The organism is Bdellovibrio sp. GT3 (genome assembly GCF_037996765.1).
Taxonomy (GTDB): domain Bacteria; phylum Bdellovibrionota; class Bdellovibrionia; order Bdellovibrionales; family Bdellovibrionaceae; genus Bdellovibrio.
In genome coordinates, this window is sequence record NZ_JBBNAD010000004.1 from 924,485 (window position 1) to 939,802 (window position 15,318).

The window sequence follows — 15,318 nt, forward strand, 5'->3', positions numbered from 1 at the left end:
ATTGAGTTCATATGCAGAGCTGCTAGCCTTTTGATATGAACAAAAAGAAGATTCTTCCAGTCGTAGTCATTCTTATTCTTCTCGTCGCAGCCTTTTTGATTCGCCAATATTTATTTGCCAATAGTTTTCGTTATGCGGGGACAGTCGAAGTCACCAAAGTCGATATTCCAGCCCGGGTACAGGCCGTGATTGATTCTCTTCCGGTCAAGGAAGGTATGATCGTCGAAAAAGGACAGAAGATCATGTCTCTGTCCTGTGAGGAATTAAAAATCAGCTACAATCTGGCGCTGAGTACATTCAACCGCAGTTCCAGTCTTTATCGCGGCGGAAATATTTCGGCAGAGGCTTACGACCAATCCCGCAGTAAAAAAGAAGATCTTCAAACCCGGGTTTCCTGGTGTGAAGTCGTTTCTCCACTAAAGGGCACGGTGCTGACCAAATATTTCGAGCAAGGCGAGATGGTGAATCCGGGGGCAAAGCTGGTCACGGTCGGGAATCTGGAAGAGGTCTATGCTTACTTCTATCTTCCCCATGACGAGATCGCTTCGTTGAAAATAGAACAGAAAGTTGAAGCCACACTGCCGGAGATGGATAACAAATCCTTTCCAGGCATTATTGAATTTATTAATCCCGATGCGGAATTCACACCAAAAAATGTTCAGACCCGCGAAGAAAGAACGCGCCTGGTTTATGGCGTAAAAATCAGATTTGCAAATCCCGAAGGCATTCTTAAGCCGGGAATGACTCTGGAATGGAAATAGTCGTCCGCGAACTTTTTAAAAGAATGAAAAAGGTGGAGGCTTTAAAGGGTCTCTCCATGCAGTTCGCCGATGGCAAAGTTCACGGTATTATCGGTCCCGAAGGCGCTGGCAAAACCACATTAATGCGACACCTAATGGGGTTGCTGAAGGCCGATCAGGGCTCAATTCAGTACTTCAAGGAAGGCCAGGAGCAGAACTTTACTGATGTTCGCCGGGGGTTGGCATATATGCCGCAGACACAAAGTCTGTACGGCGAACTGAGCATTCACGAACATCTGGAGTTCTTTAAAACTTTGTACGGCCTTCAGGATGCAGACTACAAAATCCGCCGGCAAAAGTTGCTGGAGATGACACGTCTGGATCGATTTCAGGATCGTCTGGCTTCGCAGTTATCCGGTGGAATGTACAAAAAACTGGGGCTGATTTGCGCGCTGCTGGCTTCACCGGAGGTTTTATTTCTGGATGAGCCGACAAATGGCGTGGACCCATTAAGTCGTCGTGATTTCTGGAAACTTTTGTATGAGTTTCGCGAACAGGAAAATATCACGATTCTGGTGACGACCTCTTATATGGACGAAGCCCTTAAATGCGAGGACGTTCATCTGCTCTTTGATGGGAAAACATTGCTGGAGGGACCTCCAGATGAAATTCTAAAAAAAGAAAAATGCGAAACCTTTGATGAGGTTTTCCTGCGCTATGACTCCTCGCTGGATGCCCATGCGGAGGTGTTGTGAGTTCATCAGTTGAGGTGAAAGCCCTTTCCGTCAAATTTGGAGAATTCTACGCTGTAAAAAATGTTTCCTTCGCAGTGAGTCCCGGAGAGATCTTTGGTTTTCTGGGAGCCAATGGCGCAGGCAAAACAACCACCATTCGTGTACTGTGTGGATTGCTGACGCCGTCAGAGGGTGATGCCCACGTTTGCGGAATTGATGTGCGCACCCATGCACTGGATGTAAAAAAGATCGTGGGCTACATGTCACAAAAGTTCACGCTTTATGACGATATGACCGTGGCCGAGAACCTGTCCTTCACGGCCTCTTTGCGCAAGCTGGATGAAGCTCATTTCAAGTCGCAAAAAGAAAAGCTTCTGCATTTTATTAAATTCCAACGCAGTGAAAGCACCATGGTTCGTGACTTGCCCGGGGGAATCAAACAACAGGTCAGTCTGGTGGCATCTGTACTTCATGACCCCCAGGTGGTTTTTCTGGATGAGCCCACGGCAGGGGTAAGTCCCGCATTTCGGCAGCGCTTTTGGGGTTTGATTCGGGAACTAGCTGCAGATGGAAAAACCGTTTTTGTCACGACCCATTACATGGACGAAGCCGAACAGTGCGGGCGCATTGCCTTGATGAAAGACGGCCAACTGATTGCCCTGGATTCACCACTGCAACTTAAGAAGCATTCCTTTCCCCATAAGAACCCCAAGCATGTCAGTCTGGAGGATGTTTTCATCGCCCAGGTTGAAGGCGGTGCTTCGTGAAAATGAAGGGTTCTGTTTGGGCTGTGGCGGTAAAAGAAGTGTTTCAGATCGTTCGGGATCCATTCACCATGGCGGTCGCAATCGTGATGCCGATTGTGATGGTTCTTTTTTTTGGTTTTGCGATTGAATTTAACATGGATAAAATTCCCTTGGCTATTTTCGATGGCAGTAAGACGACTGAATCACGGGTCTTGATGGATTCATTCGTAAGCTCCAGGTATTTTATTCCGGTTTCTGTTTACAGTCCCTCGCACGCTATTGACACTTTGGATGGAGGACGTTCCAAAACGGCGCTGATTATCAAACCGGAATTTGCGCGCGATCTGACGCCTTATCGTCAGGCCAAAGTACAAATACTGATTGATGGCGCGGATAATTCCTCGGCGGCTTCAGTGGTCGGTTACCTGGCGGGTGTGCAGCAGTTGGCGATGGCAAGACTTTTTCCTGAAATGACTTTTAGAACGCCTGTGGAAATTCATTCGCGGTTTTTATTCAATCCCGAATTGAACAGTCAGTGGTTCGTGGTTCCGGGGCTGGCGGCGGTGATCATCGCAGTTCTTTCCATACTTTTAACGGCACTGACAGTGGCCCGTGAGTGGGAAAATGGTTCCATGGAATTGCTTTTGGGGACGCCCGTGCGGCCATTTGATATTATTCTGGGTAAGCTTTTGCCCTATGCCGTGATGGGTGTCGTATCCATTGTCTTTGTGTTCATGATGTCAAAGCTGGTTTTCAATGTTCCGTTTCGGGGAAGCTTTATCCTTTACATGCTTTCGGCTTTGATTTTTCTGTGCACTTATCTGGCGCAAGGCTTGTTGATATCAGTTCTGACCCGCAGCCAGCAGCTCAGCATGCAGTTTGCGATGCTATCCGGGCTTTTGCCTTCGATGCTGCTTTCCGGATTTATTTTTCCGACCGAGCACATGCCTCCGTTTTTTTATTATTTCACCATGATACTTCCGGCCAGATGGTTTATCGAAATCAGTCGCCAGTTGTTTTTGCAGGGCAGTGGTTTCATGCAGATTCTACCGTCCTTTGGAATGCTCTGTTTGCTGCTGTTGGTGCTGCTGGGGATTGCGACCAAAAAATTTAAAAAGGATGTGGAACCGTGAAGACACTTTGGGGTTTCATGAAAAAAGAAATGCGCCAGACTCTGCGCGATCCACGCATGAGAATCCTGTTATTTCTGGCTCCTTGTATTCAGCTCACCATTTTTGCCACAGCTCTGTCGACAGAGGCCCGTAACATAAGACTTAGTGTGTTTGGTTCCCCCACGGATTCCGCCTTGATGAATTTGTACCGGGATTGTCTGGCGTCAGGATGGTTTATTCCGGCCAAGGTGAGCTCTTCCGATCCGTTCACGCAAGTGCAAGGGGGCGAGGCTGATGCGGTCCTGGTGGCGCCCGAGGGCGGTTTGGATAAGAGTATCGGGCGTGGCGAGGGGAGGTTGCAGCTTTTGATTAACGCGACCAATGTCACCCGTGGGCAAAGTATTGAACGCTACGTGAATACTATCCAGCTTAAACGCTCACAAAGCGACATCCAGATTCAAATGCCTTTGCAGTTTGACGTGCGGGTTCTTTACAACCCGGCGATGCGTACGGCTTTGTTTTTGGTGCCCGGGGTGATGAGTATGCTTGTGTGTTTGATCACAGTTCTACTGACCAGCATGTCTATCACCAAGGAAAAGGAACTGGGGACCTTTGAAACCCTGATCGCAGCACCGGTGGAGCCCGAGGAAGTGATCATGGGTAAAACCATTCCTTATGTGTTGCTGGGGATGAGTAATATTCCTTTGATTCTGGCGGTGGCCGTCTTTGTCTTTGGGGTTCCGATGCGTGGCAATTTATTGGTACTGATGTTTGCTTCTATGATGTTTGTGTTTTGCACGGTGGGCATCGGTTTGTTGATTTCGACGCTGGCGAAAAATCAGCAGCAATCAATGATGGGTGGGTTTTTATTTTTGCTGCCCGCCATGTTGCTATCGGGGCTCGCGTTTCCGATTGAAAACATGCCTTGGGCAATGCGGGTGTTTTCGTACTTCAATCCCATCACGTACTACATTGACCTGCTTAGAAATATCATGTTGAAAGGCGGCGACACCAGTTTGATTTTATTCAATGTTCTGATTCTCGCAGCCATGGCCATTGCGGCGATCGGATTTAGCTGGCAGCGATTTAAAACGACGCTCTAATAAAAAAAGGCAGACTTTTAAGGTCTGCCTTTTCGTTTCACCATTTAGTGGTGGTGATGACCTTCATCTTTTTTCTCTTCTTTTTTAGTCTCTTTCGTCAAGCGACTGATCACCGGGAAATTCACAGTTTGTTCTTTATCATTAACCATCAACTTGATGGCGATTGTTTGTTTTTCTTCAACCGGCTTGGTTGCATCGAAAAGCATGATGTGGTTGCCACCTGGTTTTAGTTCCAAAGCTTGACCCGCAGGGATTTTGTACATGTCCATTTTAGACATCGTCATGCGGCCATTCTTTTCAGACGACTCGTGCAGTTCAACTGCTTTAAATGGTTTTGCTTCAACGATTTTAACTGTCACTTCGTTTTTGGAAGTGTTTTTGATTGTACCAAAACCCGCCGTCGTGTTCGTGCCTTTTAGTGGAACGAATACATGGGGATTGGAAATTTCAATGTCCGCTGCCAAAGCTGCAGAGGAAACCAAAACCATCATTGCTGACAAGATCATAGACTTCATAGGTTCTCCTTGATTTTTTCAATAATAGATTCTGCGGAACGGGGATTGGGCAAAGTATCCAGTACAATGCCTTTTTTATTCAAGAAATAAATACGGTCGGTGTGGGAGATGGAATAGCCCAGATACGACTTCGGATCTTTTTCTTCGATATAGGAAGCGGCAAACTGATGAACGGCGGTGTCTATGTTTTCCTTGGTGCCACTAAGGCCCACGAATGAAGGATCAAACTGTTGGGCATATACGGCGACGTTTGCTGGCGTGTCGTTGGCAACATCGACGCTGACGAAAATCAGACGGATATTCTGGCGCTCCTGGTCAGTCAGTGATTTCATGGCCTGGCTTGCATACGTCAGCGCCATCGGGCAGACGTCGGGGCACTTGGCATAACCGAAATAAAGCAGGTTCAATTTTTTAGCGTCGTCCGAGAATTTCCAGGAAGTGCCGTTGTGGTTGGCTTGAAAGTCTCCGCCCAATTCGGGTTGCAGATTTTGATAGTAGTTCAGCGCAAACAGCAAGCCGACGGCCAGTGCAGCAGAAATAATCGATGCAATAAGAATGTGCTTTTTTATAAGAGCCCCCAGGATGCTATGAGTTAAACTTATAGCACCCGGGGAGTCACGAACCAACGCAACAAAACGCTGCTGTTTGCTAGTTAACGTTGCTGAAGGCTTCTAAATAAGGCGCTGGCAGGCGGCGCGTGAGTTCCGGGTTGGATTGGATATCTTTGCGCACGGCTTTTCTGAACTCAGCAAATATCTCCGGCATGGCATTCAAGGAGCGTCCCAGGTCATGACGAACCACGTGTGTGGCTTTGACCAAAGGAATATCCCGGAAAAATGAATTCACGAAATCCATTTTGCTCATATGCTGGTATTCAGCTGAAAACTTCACGTGAAAAGGAATATCTGTGCTAAAGGGAACCAGCCAAGTGGCTGCGAAGATTCCTTTTGGCGCCTGTCCATAGAGTGCAGCAAACAGAACCTCTTTAACGGATTCGCGAACAGCGTTTTCGGGTTGCAGTCGCACTGGGTCCAGCGGATTCGAATCGATATGGAGGTGTCCATCTCCACGAGTCATCCAGATATGCCCATAAGAGTTGGCCACCGGAAGACCTATTTCGCGACCTGTGCGCAAGTCAATACTTTCATTGTCATGCAAAAGCATCGTGACCAGGTCGCCGCGGTTCTTTTTTAGCAAACCTTTAAAATTCGCTTTTCCCCACATCGCCGTTTGCACACGTGGTACGCGCACATGTCCCGATGAAAAGGCATCCGTCAGATAGTGATCGGCGAAAGCATTCAGAATCATAGCCTGTTGATACAGTTGCAGACTTTTTTGTGGGGCTGAGTCGCGAAGTTCAAAAGACTTCAATGCCTTGTCAATCGCCTCTTGGTGGTAGCGGACATAGTCTTTCATGTTGTACCAACCGAAGTGATTGTAGTTTTTCGTTACAACACCCAGATATTTTGGCATCGAGAAAAATGTCGCAATACTGTTGCAGGTTTTTGGTTTGTTGCCGTGAATTTCGGCATGCGTGCATTTGATGACATGCTTGATGCCTTTGCGTTTGTCGGCATACAGCTCGCCGGGACCATTGTAAAAGTCAGCGGCCATAAGAATTTCGCCGTAAGCAAATTTGATTTTGCCATCACCACGCGGGATATTTGAAATCGGACAATCCGCTTTGCTGATTCCCAAATCACGACATGCATTCAGTGCACCGCTTTCACCCAGAGACAGATGCTCGCTGCCTGCCCACAAGATTTCAACGGTTTGATTTTCAGTGCTGTGATCATGAGCTTGTGCTGGCGGCACCAAAGCCGTCATAGAAGCGGAAAATACCAGAGCTGTCATCCAAAAGCCGATTTTCATAACGTCCTACCTTTTGAAAGATTCAGGTAGAAGATCGGCTTTTCAGAGGAGTGGATAAAATTTTGGGGTAAAAATTAGACTTAGAGCTAAAAGACCTTCGAACAGCTCATCGGCATCATGCGCACCTTTTGTTCGACTACGCGCTTTAGGATGCGGGAGCCCAGTTCGTTCTCCATCAGTTCCGGATGAAACTGCAACAGCAGTCCACGGCCATTCTTGAATTCCGTGGCTTCGGTGACTCCGTCTGCCGCTGTGGCAGCCAATTCCAGCATTCCGCCAGGTTTGAATTGAACGGCCTGATGGTGCAGGGAGTTTACAAAAAGTTTATTCGAATCCACCGGCAAAAGGGACGCTAAGATTCCATGTGAAGTTTTTTTGACCTCGATGTCATGCCAGTCATCGCCATGAGGCAGCTCTGGTCCCACTTGAATGGGTACGTCCTGTATCATTTTGTAACCCAGGGCTACGGAGGAGATTTGTGATCCTCTACAAACTCCCAATAAGAATCCGCGCTCGCTTGCAACATAATTCTTGATCAGCGAGATCTCGAATTGATCGCGAGTGGGGATGGTGTTGCGGGAGTGATAGTTTTCCTTTTTATAGAATGACGGATCCACGTCATCGCCACCCATGGCCACGAGCAGTGGAAACTGTGCAGAGATTTTCTCAAATAGAATTCTGGTCTCACTCAATGTCAGACCAAGATCCGCGCTGATAGGCAGTATGTAGGACTGGTGGCCGGCTCTGGAAAGAAGTTTCTTAAAATTATGAACCCGCGCTGAATCGGGACCGTAATCCTTTGGAAGATTTGCGATTAACAAAGCACGGGTTTCGCGGTCACCCTTCAGGAGTTCAAATTTTCCTGTCGCGGTAGTGGGGCGCTGTCCTTTGAACAGCTCCATCAGATCCGGTTTGTGCTCCAGGTTCTGTAGATATCTTTCAGCCGCAGCCTCGGGTGTTTCTCCGGATTTAACCGGTAAAATCAAAGGGGCTATGGCCTGGGATCGGGGAATCCATTGATAGAGCTGAATGTCTGCTGCATGGCTAGCGGCAGAGCTTAGAATACCCCAAAAAATAATTAGAAAAAGTCGGACGTTTTTCATCACTTGCGTATGATTCAAATAAAGTACCAGATGGAGCGGGCTTCGGAATCAATAGAATTGAGATAAAGTCGGATGAGTGTCTCATTTTGAGACGATGGCGCAGAATCGTCGTTCACTGTAAAAAAAAGACCGGGTGCACTCCCGGTCTTTTGGAATCAATAAATTTAGAGATCGTTAGAACATACTTGGTTTTGCGCCATTCGATTTTTGCACGAACGGGTAATGCCAAGGCAAAGGTTTGCCGTTTTCCTCAACCACACTTGATGGTGTACGTGGCTCTTCCTGGACCGGAACATAAGCACATGCTCCCATACCCAACATTGCTAGTACTAGTGTCATCTTTGCTGTGAATTTCAACATACTGAACTCCTTGGTGTGGGTTCCTTTTAGGAACCGATGACTACCTATCGGAGTATTTCAGGACTTAAGAAGTGCAAAAGGGGAAAAAATCAAACTTTCCGTGATTAGAAACACTATCGTCCCACTTGGAGACAACAACCAGAAAAAGTATCGTGAAATCAGGCCAGGGAGGTTCTGATGACAACGCTTGGATTGTACATTCATCTGGAAGCGAAGCCGGGGCGGGAATTTGAACTCGAAAACTTTCTAAGGGATGCATTGCCGTTTGTGCAAGAGGAGATGGGAACCACCGTGTGGTTCGCCTGCAGAATCGGGCCTTCAACATTTGCTATCTTCGATGCTTTTGCTGACGAATATGCCCGTCGTGCGCATCTGGAAGGTAAAGTGGCGGCAGCATTGATCGCGCGGGCGCCGGATCTTCTGGCAAGACCTCCGATTGTGGAGCGACTGGATGTGCTGGCGGATAAAATCCCGGGTTCCATGACTTCCACAGAAGATCAGGATCTGGAGCGCCCAGACGCGGACTATCGCAGTCATCTGTGACGTTATGGATGTGAGGTAATATGAAGATGCAACACTTTTCCTAGAGCGAAAGTCGGGAATTGAATCTCTGAACGCCGCTGCCAGCAAGGGTTTGGTAGTCTGTTGTAAAGAGGTTGCATGAAAAGTATAGTATTTATATTTCTCGCAGGGATATTGGTTTGTTCGGGTTGCAGTCGTTTGGATATCGCATATCGCTGGGCGGATACCTATATCGCGTCCAAGGTGGATGACTATTTCGATATCTCTTCGGAGCAAAGCAAGGCTCTTAAAAAAGACATTAAAAAAGACCTGATTAGCATGAAAGAAACCCTGCTGCCCATCTGGATGGATCGTCTGAATAAGATCCAGCAGGATGTCGATGACGGCTCACTGAACGATAAAAAAGTCGCGGTGTACTTTGGCGATTTCTTTAAGGATGTCGACCAGATCAATTCACATTTTGCGACGACGGCGGTGGATTTTATCAGCTCCACGGATGCGAAACAAATCGAGTACTTTAAAAAGTCTTTCTATAAAAAGAATCAAGAAGACCTGGAAAAATCCCAGGACTCGGCAAAGCTGGAAAAGAAGTATCGTGGTAAGTACGAAGACGTTTTTGAGATGTTTGTGGGTTCGCTGACGGATCAACAAAAACAGCTGATCGCTGATAATGTAAAAGCAGCACCCTATCCGGCAGAGCTTCGCGCGAAAAACAAGGCCTTCGTATTTAAAGAATTCATAGCACATCAAAACTCCAAAGAGGAGATGAAGGCCTTTGTTCAAGAGTACACAACTCAGACTGATAAATTTGATCTGCCCGAATACCGCGCAGCTTATCAGCAGTATCAAGATGGTCTGCAGACGCTGATCACACGGGTGATGACGAACCTGACTCCAAAACAGAAGATCGCTCTGAAAGAGAACATTCAGCAGAAATCCGAGCAACTAAGAACGATTTCAGCTCTTTAAAATTCCAGCACCCAAATTGCAAAGTAAGCCAGTGAGTTATTCTTACTGGCTTATTTTCGTATAAGGGAGATCTTATGAAAAAAATGGTGACAGCTTTTGGCATGATGATGATGGCTTTGACAGTTTCCGTTTCCCAGGCAGGCATGCTGACTCAGACGCAGGCCATGAGTAAAGAGCAGGCTAAAAACGTGGCCATCGTGCACGCCCGCGTGATTGGTGCGGAGGCAGACATCCAGGCGGCTTCACGTTTGGGTTATCTTCCGAAATACACGGTCTCTTACGTTTCTCAGCTAAGATATGACGGTGAGGCTGCGGGTAGCTATCAAGTAGTGGTGGATCGTGCAGAGATGTTCCGTGCGTGCAAAATCACGATCACTATGAATGATGTTACGGGCGCGCTGGAGAACAAGCAGGTTGCCTGCAGGTAGCGCTAAGAATCCGAATACAGTTCCTTATCGAGGATTTTGAATTTCAGGAGGCGTCGTTACCGGCGCCTTTTGTGCGTCTTGCCCCAAAATATAGCCTACAAAATATGCAGAACAGCCTATTAGGGCCAAAATCATCCATTTTTTCGCGCGGCTCATCAAAATTGCTTTCATTTTTTTAGTTTTAGCCGTTGACAAGGGACAGTGGCAACTGTAATTTTGGCTTCTCTTCGAGCGCGGGAGTAGCTCAGTTGATAGAGCGATGCCTTGCCAAGGCATAGGTCGCGGGTTTGAGCCCCGTCTCCCGCTCCAATTTTTCTTCAAGAAAAATGGATCAGAAGAATCAAAACAACCGAAGTTCATCTTCGGTTTTTTTATGCCCAAAATCTGGGCTACCCCAATAAAGTAACTTTTTTAGTAGACGTCTTTGAAGGCTAGAATCTCTTTGAACTTAGTTTCGTGATCATTTGGAAATCCACATCTTTCGGAAAAATCATCGGCGTCTTTGAATGTTCCAAACATTCGGTCCCACAAAGTGAGATCAGCATAGTTGTATTTGTGAACACCTAATTCATGATGAATAGAATGATGTTCGGGCCTTTGAATGATGTAACCAACCCACTTTGGCGTTCTAATGTTGGCGTGATAGAAGTATTCTCCGGTCGCCGCATAGAGTGCATACCAGGCGCCAGCCTCCGCACTTCCACCAAAAACGCAGTAAATGATAAATCCAATTAAAATTGAATCAGCCGCGATTTCTACTGGATGTTTGTAGAAAGAGGTTAGTACTTCGATTCTAGCCGGACTGTGATGTAGTTGATGGAAGATCAACCACCAGCCATTGGCATGGCGAAGTCGGTGCCACCAATAAAAAACAAAAGTTCCGATAAACCAAAAAAAGAATCCTTCCAAAGCGGGGGAGTTCCAGTTCCCAATAGGAAGTAATGTGTAGTCTCTAAAGAACTTATTCCAAGTAAGGCCAGCGAAACCTACCATGAGCAGTTGGACAAGATTGATTAAAATCGCTCTGCCGTACCATCCTTTGGAATGAGGTAGTTTGCGGCCTGGCTTTACACGTTCCAAGGTGAAGAAGAAGACCGTAGAAATTATGAGCAAGACCGAAGGAAGTGCTTGAGACGTAATTGTGTTGTTCATATACAAATTAAACCGAATAAACACCTTGGTGTATATAAGATTGTTGGATAGTATCGAATCATGTCACAGAGTCTTGGTGGAATCATAGGTGTTAGTGCTGTTTTTCTCATGTCCTGTGCTTCAGTCACAACCAAAGCCACCTATGAGGGCATCGCCGCCCCCGAAGTTACCGATCAAATACCTAAGTGCGTGGTAAGAGTTGGAACCCTTATCTCCTTACGGAGTTTCAATAGATCGGGAAAGAATCTGGTCTGACGGGGCTTTGGAAGAAGTGCCCCGGAACCCGCATTTCACCGGCATCGCATGGATGCGATCTCCGGAGCGTTAGCCCACAGGGCCGAGGGCAGGAGTCTGAGGCATCACACACGAAGTGATCGGCAACAAGTTTGAAACCTAGATAAAATAATATTGAACGTTTTTACCAAATCAACTCGTCTCAGTGTGAGACAAATATCTTCGCAGAACAAATAAACAAAAAATAATATCTAATCATATTTAACTTTTGTGGAGTCGGCCGAAAAGCTGGGTGTCTAGTTGTACGTGGGCGGGGGACATGAAATACAAAATCATCATTCCGATTCTATTATTCTCCATTCCTTGGGTATTTAATGCTGCAACAGTCGCTGATGTGATCGTGCCTGCAAAAGCAATCACTGGTGGCTTTAGAGTTGATTTCACTGATCCAGCTCTGTGGCAAAACTATGTGAGAAGCCCAAATCCAAACTTAGCTAACTTAATCAATGCCAATTTCGGTGTTAGCACATTACATGGCCTTGGAACTCTCATCGAATGTATGCCAAGGACAATCCGCGAAGGTAAAGTAAACCCTTTTAAGAGTTGTGCAGGTATTGGGGGGCAGAAGGGTGCTCGGTCACTTACAATTAGTGGAAAAAACTCAAATATATACGGAATTTCAGTTACGCTGGCCTCTCCTGCGGCAAACAATCCACATTTTACTGCGCCCTATAGCACAGGTTTTGGATTTAAAGTCTTCTACGACTACCAAACTGAAACCAACATCAATCAAAGACCGAAGTGTGTAACCAAGGGCGGTTTTCTGAGCATGCTTGACGACACCGTTGGTTCCGTGGAGGCCACTCCGGCAGCCAAACAGGTGATCACCTTGCAATGCACTCATCCGATCATTGTGTTTACATTCAAAGAGGAGGGGTATTACTTTCATGAACTAAGTCATCCTCAATTCAACGGATACTATGAGACTGAAAACGTTGGACCATTGATTCAATCAATTGATTTCGCGACCAAGAATCCATATTCCGTTTCACTCAAACTAAACACACTAAGTAGAGATAGTAAGTCAATAAAAGCTACCAACATTTTGGCTAATCCAGATGGCTATACCGTCAAGGTGCCTCTTGGCAGCTATTCCTCATTTGCACTTGTTGATTCCGCAACTGGATCGAGTCTTTCTGCTAAATACTCATATTCAACAGGGGCAGTGTTATCTCCGTCAATTTCAGCTGCGGATCGTATGTCGACCATGTTCGCAGACCGAGTTGCATTTTTGTTCGGAAGTTCGACTACAGCTGCTCAAACCCTGATTGCAGTGCATATGGGTCAACAAAAATTGCTCATTACCCCAGACGACTCTCGCTTTAGTCCTGTTACAGTAGTACTCAGTGTGGTGAAACCAGTGATTGCCGCAGATGAAGTGGATCCGAACTGCACATATGTCTACAATAAAATTTGTCTATGATCCTCAGTGGGCGTCATGCCATGAGCTGATTTATTCAGTGGCGCATAAAACGGGTATTCCGGTTCCAATGATTAAAGCCCAGATGGAGCAAGAAACCGGCTTCTCTTTTAAAAAGAAGGAAAAAAGTATTCTAAAAAAGGACTATTACAGGTATGAGCCTGTTTTTGATCGTACTTACTTTTATGGAATGAGTTCCAGGGTTAATTATGCAGATGCATACACCAATGCGCCAGCTTATAAGCCTTGGCTCTACTTTTTAACCTCAAATAAAGTTTATACGAAGCTTTTGCATCTACGTTCAAAATATAAAGTTGGCATTGATGGTAAGTATGTCGCTGTCCCAGACAATTACGAAAAACGCACCAAAACCTACAGTCCATTACGTGCTTGGGATCTTGTTGATGCGGATATCAATCATCTGGGGGATTCTCAACGATGGTTCGATACTAAAACTACTGATGCTGGAGTGGTTGTGTACACACCTGCTCCAACACTAGCAAATTTTAATTTTGTTGCTCAAACTACCGTTTCTGCTAGTTATGGAATGATGCAAGTGATGTACCCTACGGCGGTTGGTCAGGGATTCACAGTGAACGGCGTGGGGGATGATCCATGGAAGCTTTTTCGTCCAAGTGTTGGTCTTGAACTTGGTGCAAAACATATGCTGGCAAAGTATAAAGCTGCAAATACCTCGAGAAACACTAGTACAATGATATCTTTGGATTATTATATGACTAATCTGCGACTTGGATACGTTAGGTATAATGGATCACCCAAGAACGCCAGAGCAAGAGACTATGGGGTTAATGTTCTGAAGCGATCTGATCAGTACTTTACGGTGGAGAAAATCGTTTATGCAAGGTAATCAAATAATTACTGTGGTTCTGACTTTGTTTGTCTTTGCTTGGTGTGAAGTGGGTGGCGGGCAAACTGCGGCTGACGCCAATCTTGTTAAAGCCAATATTCCGGCATCTTTTAAGTCGATGAAGGATTCAACCGGTGCTGTCGTTTCAGTTGGCAATGGAATTGGATATCAATTTGAAGTAGCTGAGTTTGATGGCGCTGGAAAAGGAAGGTTTTTGGTTGTCCTTTATAAAGGCGGTTTGGAAATTGGTAACAACCTTTGCGAGCTATCGGTAATAAAAGTTGTTGGGACTAAAGGCACGGTAATGCCCAAAGCGACGCTTAATTTCAGCGAAGAGTTAACTGGATGTGCTGAAATTGAATTGAAAGATATAGACGGAGATGGGCGAGTCGAGGTTCTCGTTAAGAACGCAAATTCTAAGGGTCAGTTCGATTCTCCACTTATTTTTAAGTGGAACGGTAAAAATCTTGTAGATCTCACTCCGGTTGTAACTGAAGATGGAATGGCTCTCAGTGCTTTTCGCAATATGAGTATATCTGGCGGCAAAGAAGGGAAAAGTAGTCTTTTGATCGACAGTCCAATGGCGTCGAGTTTAGATCGGAATACGAGGGTACTTGCGGTTATAAATGGTAAAGTTACCCTTCTTGGGACCTATTCATTCTATAAATTGTATCCAAAAATTAAAACAATTGCAGAATTGCGAAGTGAAACACTTGCACTCCCTGCTGGGACATACAATCTCGAAATCAAAAATCGTTCCGCAGATCTCACAAAAGCTGTTCGCGCCCAGGTTCAGGTCGGAGCTAACATTGTCATTAAACCAAACGCAATGTGCGCAGGACCTGCTCCAAAGGGTTATAAGCCGCCCAATGATGGAGACGGCAATGATGATAAAAACAAAGGCTGTGTTCCTCGTAAAAGTACCTATGTGACCATCATTCTTAAAGGGAATGAGGTTGTGAAGGTGACGGGGTATGGGGCTACCGGCTCCTATCTCGAAATCTCCCTCCTCAAGAAGTGAGGAGCTATAAGGGCTCATCTGCTTCGTTGGATCAAAGCCACCGTCACTGCGACATACTGACCAGTATGCCTCGCTTTGGCGGCTTCGCTCCGCCTCGCATCTGAGCCCTTCTAACTCCTCACGGGATATTCAATACATCGGAAAAGAAAATGGTCTGAAGGGGCTCTGTAAGAGGTGTCCCGGAACCCGTATATCATCACGAAGTGATCGCCAACAGTTATCCCGCAACCCCGCGTCTCAAATTGATACTTTGGTGACAGAAAACGCGATATTTTATCGTCGTTTACAGTTACCTACAGTTCATAGCTTTTTTATTGGTTTCCATCTGGTTTCGCGATGGTCATAGTTTTGCAATTTGA

18 protein-coding genes and 1 tRNA gene are annotated in these 15,318 nt (G+C 46.1%); 12 read left to right on the forward strand and 7 right to left on the reverse strand.

The window, feature by feature from the left end; all coding sequences use genetic code 11:
- The first annotated feature begins 35 nt into the window (after nucleotides 1-35).
- From AAAA73_RS06025 to AAAA73_RS06045, 5 genes are read left to right on the forward strand one after another with little or no spacing between them, the layout of a single operon-like run.
- Nucleotides 36-761, forward strand: coding sequence for an efflux RND transporter periplasmic adaptor subunit (locus AAAA73_RS06025; RefSeq protein ID WP_340597288.1), 726 nt, complete (start codon nucleotides 36-38; stop codon nucleotides 759-761).
- Nucleotides 752-1,495, forward strand: coding sequence for an ABC transporter ATP-binding protein (locus tag AAAA73_RS06030; RefSeq protein WP_340597289.1), 744 nt, complete (start codon nucleotides 752-754; stop codon nucleotides 1,493-1,495). Before AAAA73_RS06025 ends, AAAA73_RS06030 begins: the two co-directional genes overlap by 10 nt.
- Entirely contained in the window at nucleotides 1,492-2,241 is a 750-nt protein-coding gene (locus tag AAAA73_RS06035; RefSeq protein ID WP_340597290.1) for an ABC transporter ATP-binding protein, read from the forward strand. The genes AAAA73_RS06030 and AAAA73_RS06035 overlap by 4 nt, the downstream gene beginning before the upstream one ends.
- Nucleotides 2,242-2,243: 2 nt before the next feature.
- Nucleotides 2,244-3,353 carry an ABC transporter permease gene (locus AAAA73_RS06040; protein ID WP_340597534.1) on the forward strand — a complete coding sequence of 370 codons (1,110 nt, stop codon included), beginning with the start codon at nucleotides 2,244-2,246 and terminating at the stop codon, nucleotides 3,351-3,353.
- Complete coding sequence (locus AAAA73_RS06045) at nucleotides 3,350-4,435, forward strand: ABC transporter permease (protein WP_340597291.1); 1,086 nt, start codon at nucleotides 3,350-3,352, stop codon at nucleotides 4,433-4,435. The genes AAAA73_RS06040 and AAAA73_RS06045 overlap by 4 nt, the downstream gene beginning before the upstream one ends.
- A gap of 44 nt (nucleotides 4,436-4,479) precedes the next feature.
- Here AAAA73_RS06045 and AAAA73_RS06050 read toward each other — a convergent pair whose 3' ends face one another.
- From AAAA73_RS06050 to AAAA73_RS06070, 5 genes are all read right to left on the reverse strand, one after another.
- Nucleotides 4,480-4,950 (reverse strand): copper chaperone PCu(A)C, encoded by a 471-nt coding sequence (locus tag AAAA73_RS06050; protein WP_340597292.1) that lies wholly within the window; start codon nucleotides 4,948-4,950, stop codon nucleotides 4,480-4,482.
- Nucleotides 4,947-5,576 carry an SCO family protein gene (locus AAAA73_RS06055; RefSeq protein ID WP_340597293.1) on the reverse strand — a complete coding sequence of 210 codons (630 nt, stop codon included), beginning with the start codon at nucleotides 5,574-5,576 and terminating at the stop codon, nucleotides 4,947-4,949. Before AAAA73_RS06055 ends, AAAA73_RS06050 begins: the two co-directional genes overlap by 4 nt.
- Nucleotides 5,577-5,598: 22 nt before the next feature.
- Nucleotides 5,599-6,822 carry a hypothetical protein gene (locus AAAA73_RS06060; protein ID WP_340597294.1) on the reverse strand — a complete coding sequence of 408 codons (1,224 nt, stop codon included), beginning with the start codon at nucleotides 6,820-6,822 and terminating at the stop codon, nucleotides 5,599-5,601.
- A gap of 86 nt (nucleotides 6,823-6,908) precedes the next feature.
- Nucleotides 6,909-7,925: a gamma-glutamyl-gamma-aminobutyrate hydrolase family protein gene (locus AAAA73_RS06065; protein WP_340597535.1), complete on the reverse strand. Its 1,017-nt coding sequence runs from the start codon at nucleotides 7,923-7,925 to the stop codon at nucleotides 6,909-6,911.
- A 174-nt stretch (nucleotides 7,926-8,099) separates the two neighbouring features.
- Nucleotides 8,100-8,285 (reverse strand): hypothetical protein, encoded by a 186-nt coding sequence (locus AAAA73_RS06070; protein ID WP_340597295.1) that lies wholly within the window; start codon nucleotides 8,283-8,285, stop codon nucleotides 8,100-8,102.
- 177 nt (nucleotides 8,286-8,462) lie between these two features.
- On the opposite strand from AAAA73_RS06070, the gene AAAA73_RS06075 reads away from it, so the two are divergent.
- From AAAA73_RS06075 to AAAA73_RS06085, 3 genes are all read left to right on the forward strand, one after another.
- Nucleotides 8,463-8,828, forward strand: coding sequence for a putative quinol monooxygenase (locus tag AAAA73_RS06075; protein ID WP_340597296.1), 366 nt, complete (start codon nucleotides 8,463-8,465; stop codon nucleotides 8,826-8,828).
- A 117-nt stretch (nucleotides 8,829-8,945) separates the two neighbouring features.
- Nucleotides 8,946-9,776 carry a DUF6279 family lipoprotein gene (locus AAAA73_RS06080; RefSeq protein ID WP_340597297.1) on the forward strand — a complete coding sequence of 277 codons (831 nt, stop codon included), beginning with the start codon at nucleotides 8,946-8,948 and terminating at the stop codon, nucleotides 9,774-9,776.
- Nucleotides 9,777-9,850: 74 nt separating this feature from the next.
- Nucleotides 9,851-10,204 (forward strand): hypothetical protein, encoded by a 354-nt coding sequence (locus AAAA73_RS06085; protein ID WP_340597298.1) that lies wholly within the window; start codon nucleotides 9,851-9,853, stop codon nucleotides 10,202-10,204.
- A 24-nt stretch (nucleotides 10,205-10,228) separates the two neighbouring features.
- Here the strand turns inward: AAAA73_RS06085 and AAAA73_RS06090 are convergent, their stop codons facing one another.
- On the reverse strand, nucleotides 10,229-10,375 hold the full coding sequence (locus AAAA73_RS06090; protein WP_340597299.1) for a hypothetical protein: 147 nt from the start codon (nucleotides 10,373-10,375) through the stop codon (nucleotides 10,229-10,231).
- Between the two features lie 62 nt (nucleotides 10,376-10,437).
- On the opposite strand from AAAA73_RS06090, the gene AAAA73_RS06095 reads away from it, so the two are divergent.
- Nucleotides 10,438-10,513: transfer RNA gene (locus AAAA73_RS06095), tRNA-Gly, on the forward strand.
- 102 nt (nucleotides 10,514-10,615) lie between these two features.
- On the opposite strand, the gene AAAA73_RS06100 is transcribed toward AAAA73_RS06095, so the two are convergent.
- Nucleotides 10,616-11,356, reverse strand: coding sequence for a sterol desaturase family protein (locus tag AAAA73_RS06100; RefSeq protein WP_340597300.1), 741 nt, complete (start codon nucleotides 11,354-11,356; stop codon nucleotides 10,616-10,618).
- Nucleotides 11,357-11,909: 553 nt separating this feature from the next.
- On the opposite strand from AAAA73_RS06100, the gene AAAA73_RS06105 reads away from it, so the two are divergent.
- The 3 genes from AAAA73_RS06105 to AAAA73_RS06115 are packed head-to-tail and all read left to right on the forward strand — an operon-like array spanning nucleotide 11,910 to nucleotide 14,959.
- A complete protein-coding gene (locus AAAA73_RS06105; RefSeq protein ID WP_340597301.1) occupies nucleotides 11,910-13,073 on the forward strand; it encodes a hypothetical protein in 1,164 nt (387 codons plus the stop codon).
- Nucleotides 13,048-13,938, forward strand: a complete 891-nt coding sequence (locus AAAA73_RS06110) for a hypothetical protein (RefSeq protein ID WP_340597302.1) — start codon at nucleotides 13,048-13,050, stop codon at nucleotides 13,936-13,938. Before AAAA73_RS06105 ends, AAAA73_RS06110 begins: the two co-directional genes overlap by 26 nt.
- Nucleotides 13,928-14,959 carry a hypothetical protein gene (locus AAAA73_RS06115; RefSeq protein ID WP_340597303.1) on the forward strand — a complete coding sequence of 344 codons (1,032 nt, stop codon included), beginning with the start codon at nucleotides 13,928-13,930 and terminating at the stop codon, nucleotides 14,957-14,959. Before AAAA73_RS06110 ends, AAAA73_RS06115 begins: the two co-directional genes overlap by 11 nt.
- Nucleotides 14,960-15,318 lie beyond the last annotated feature (359 nt).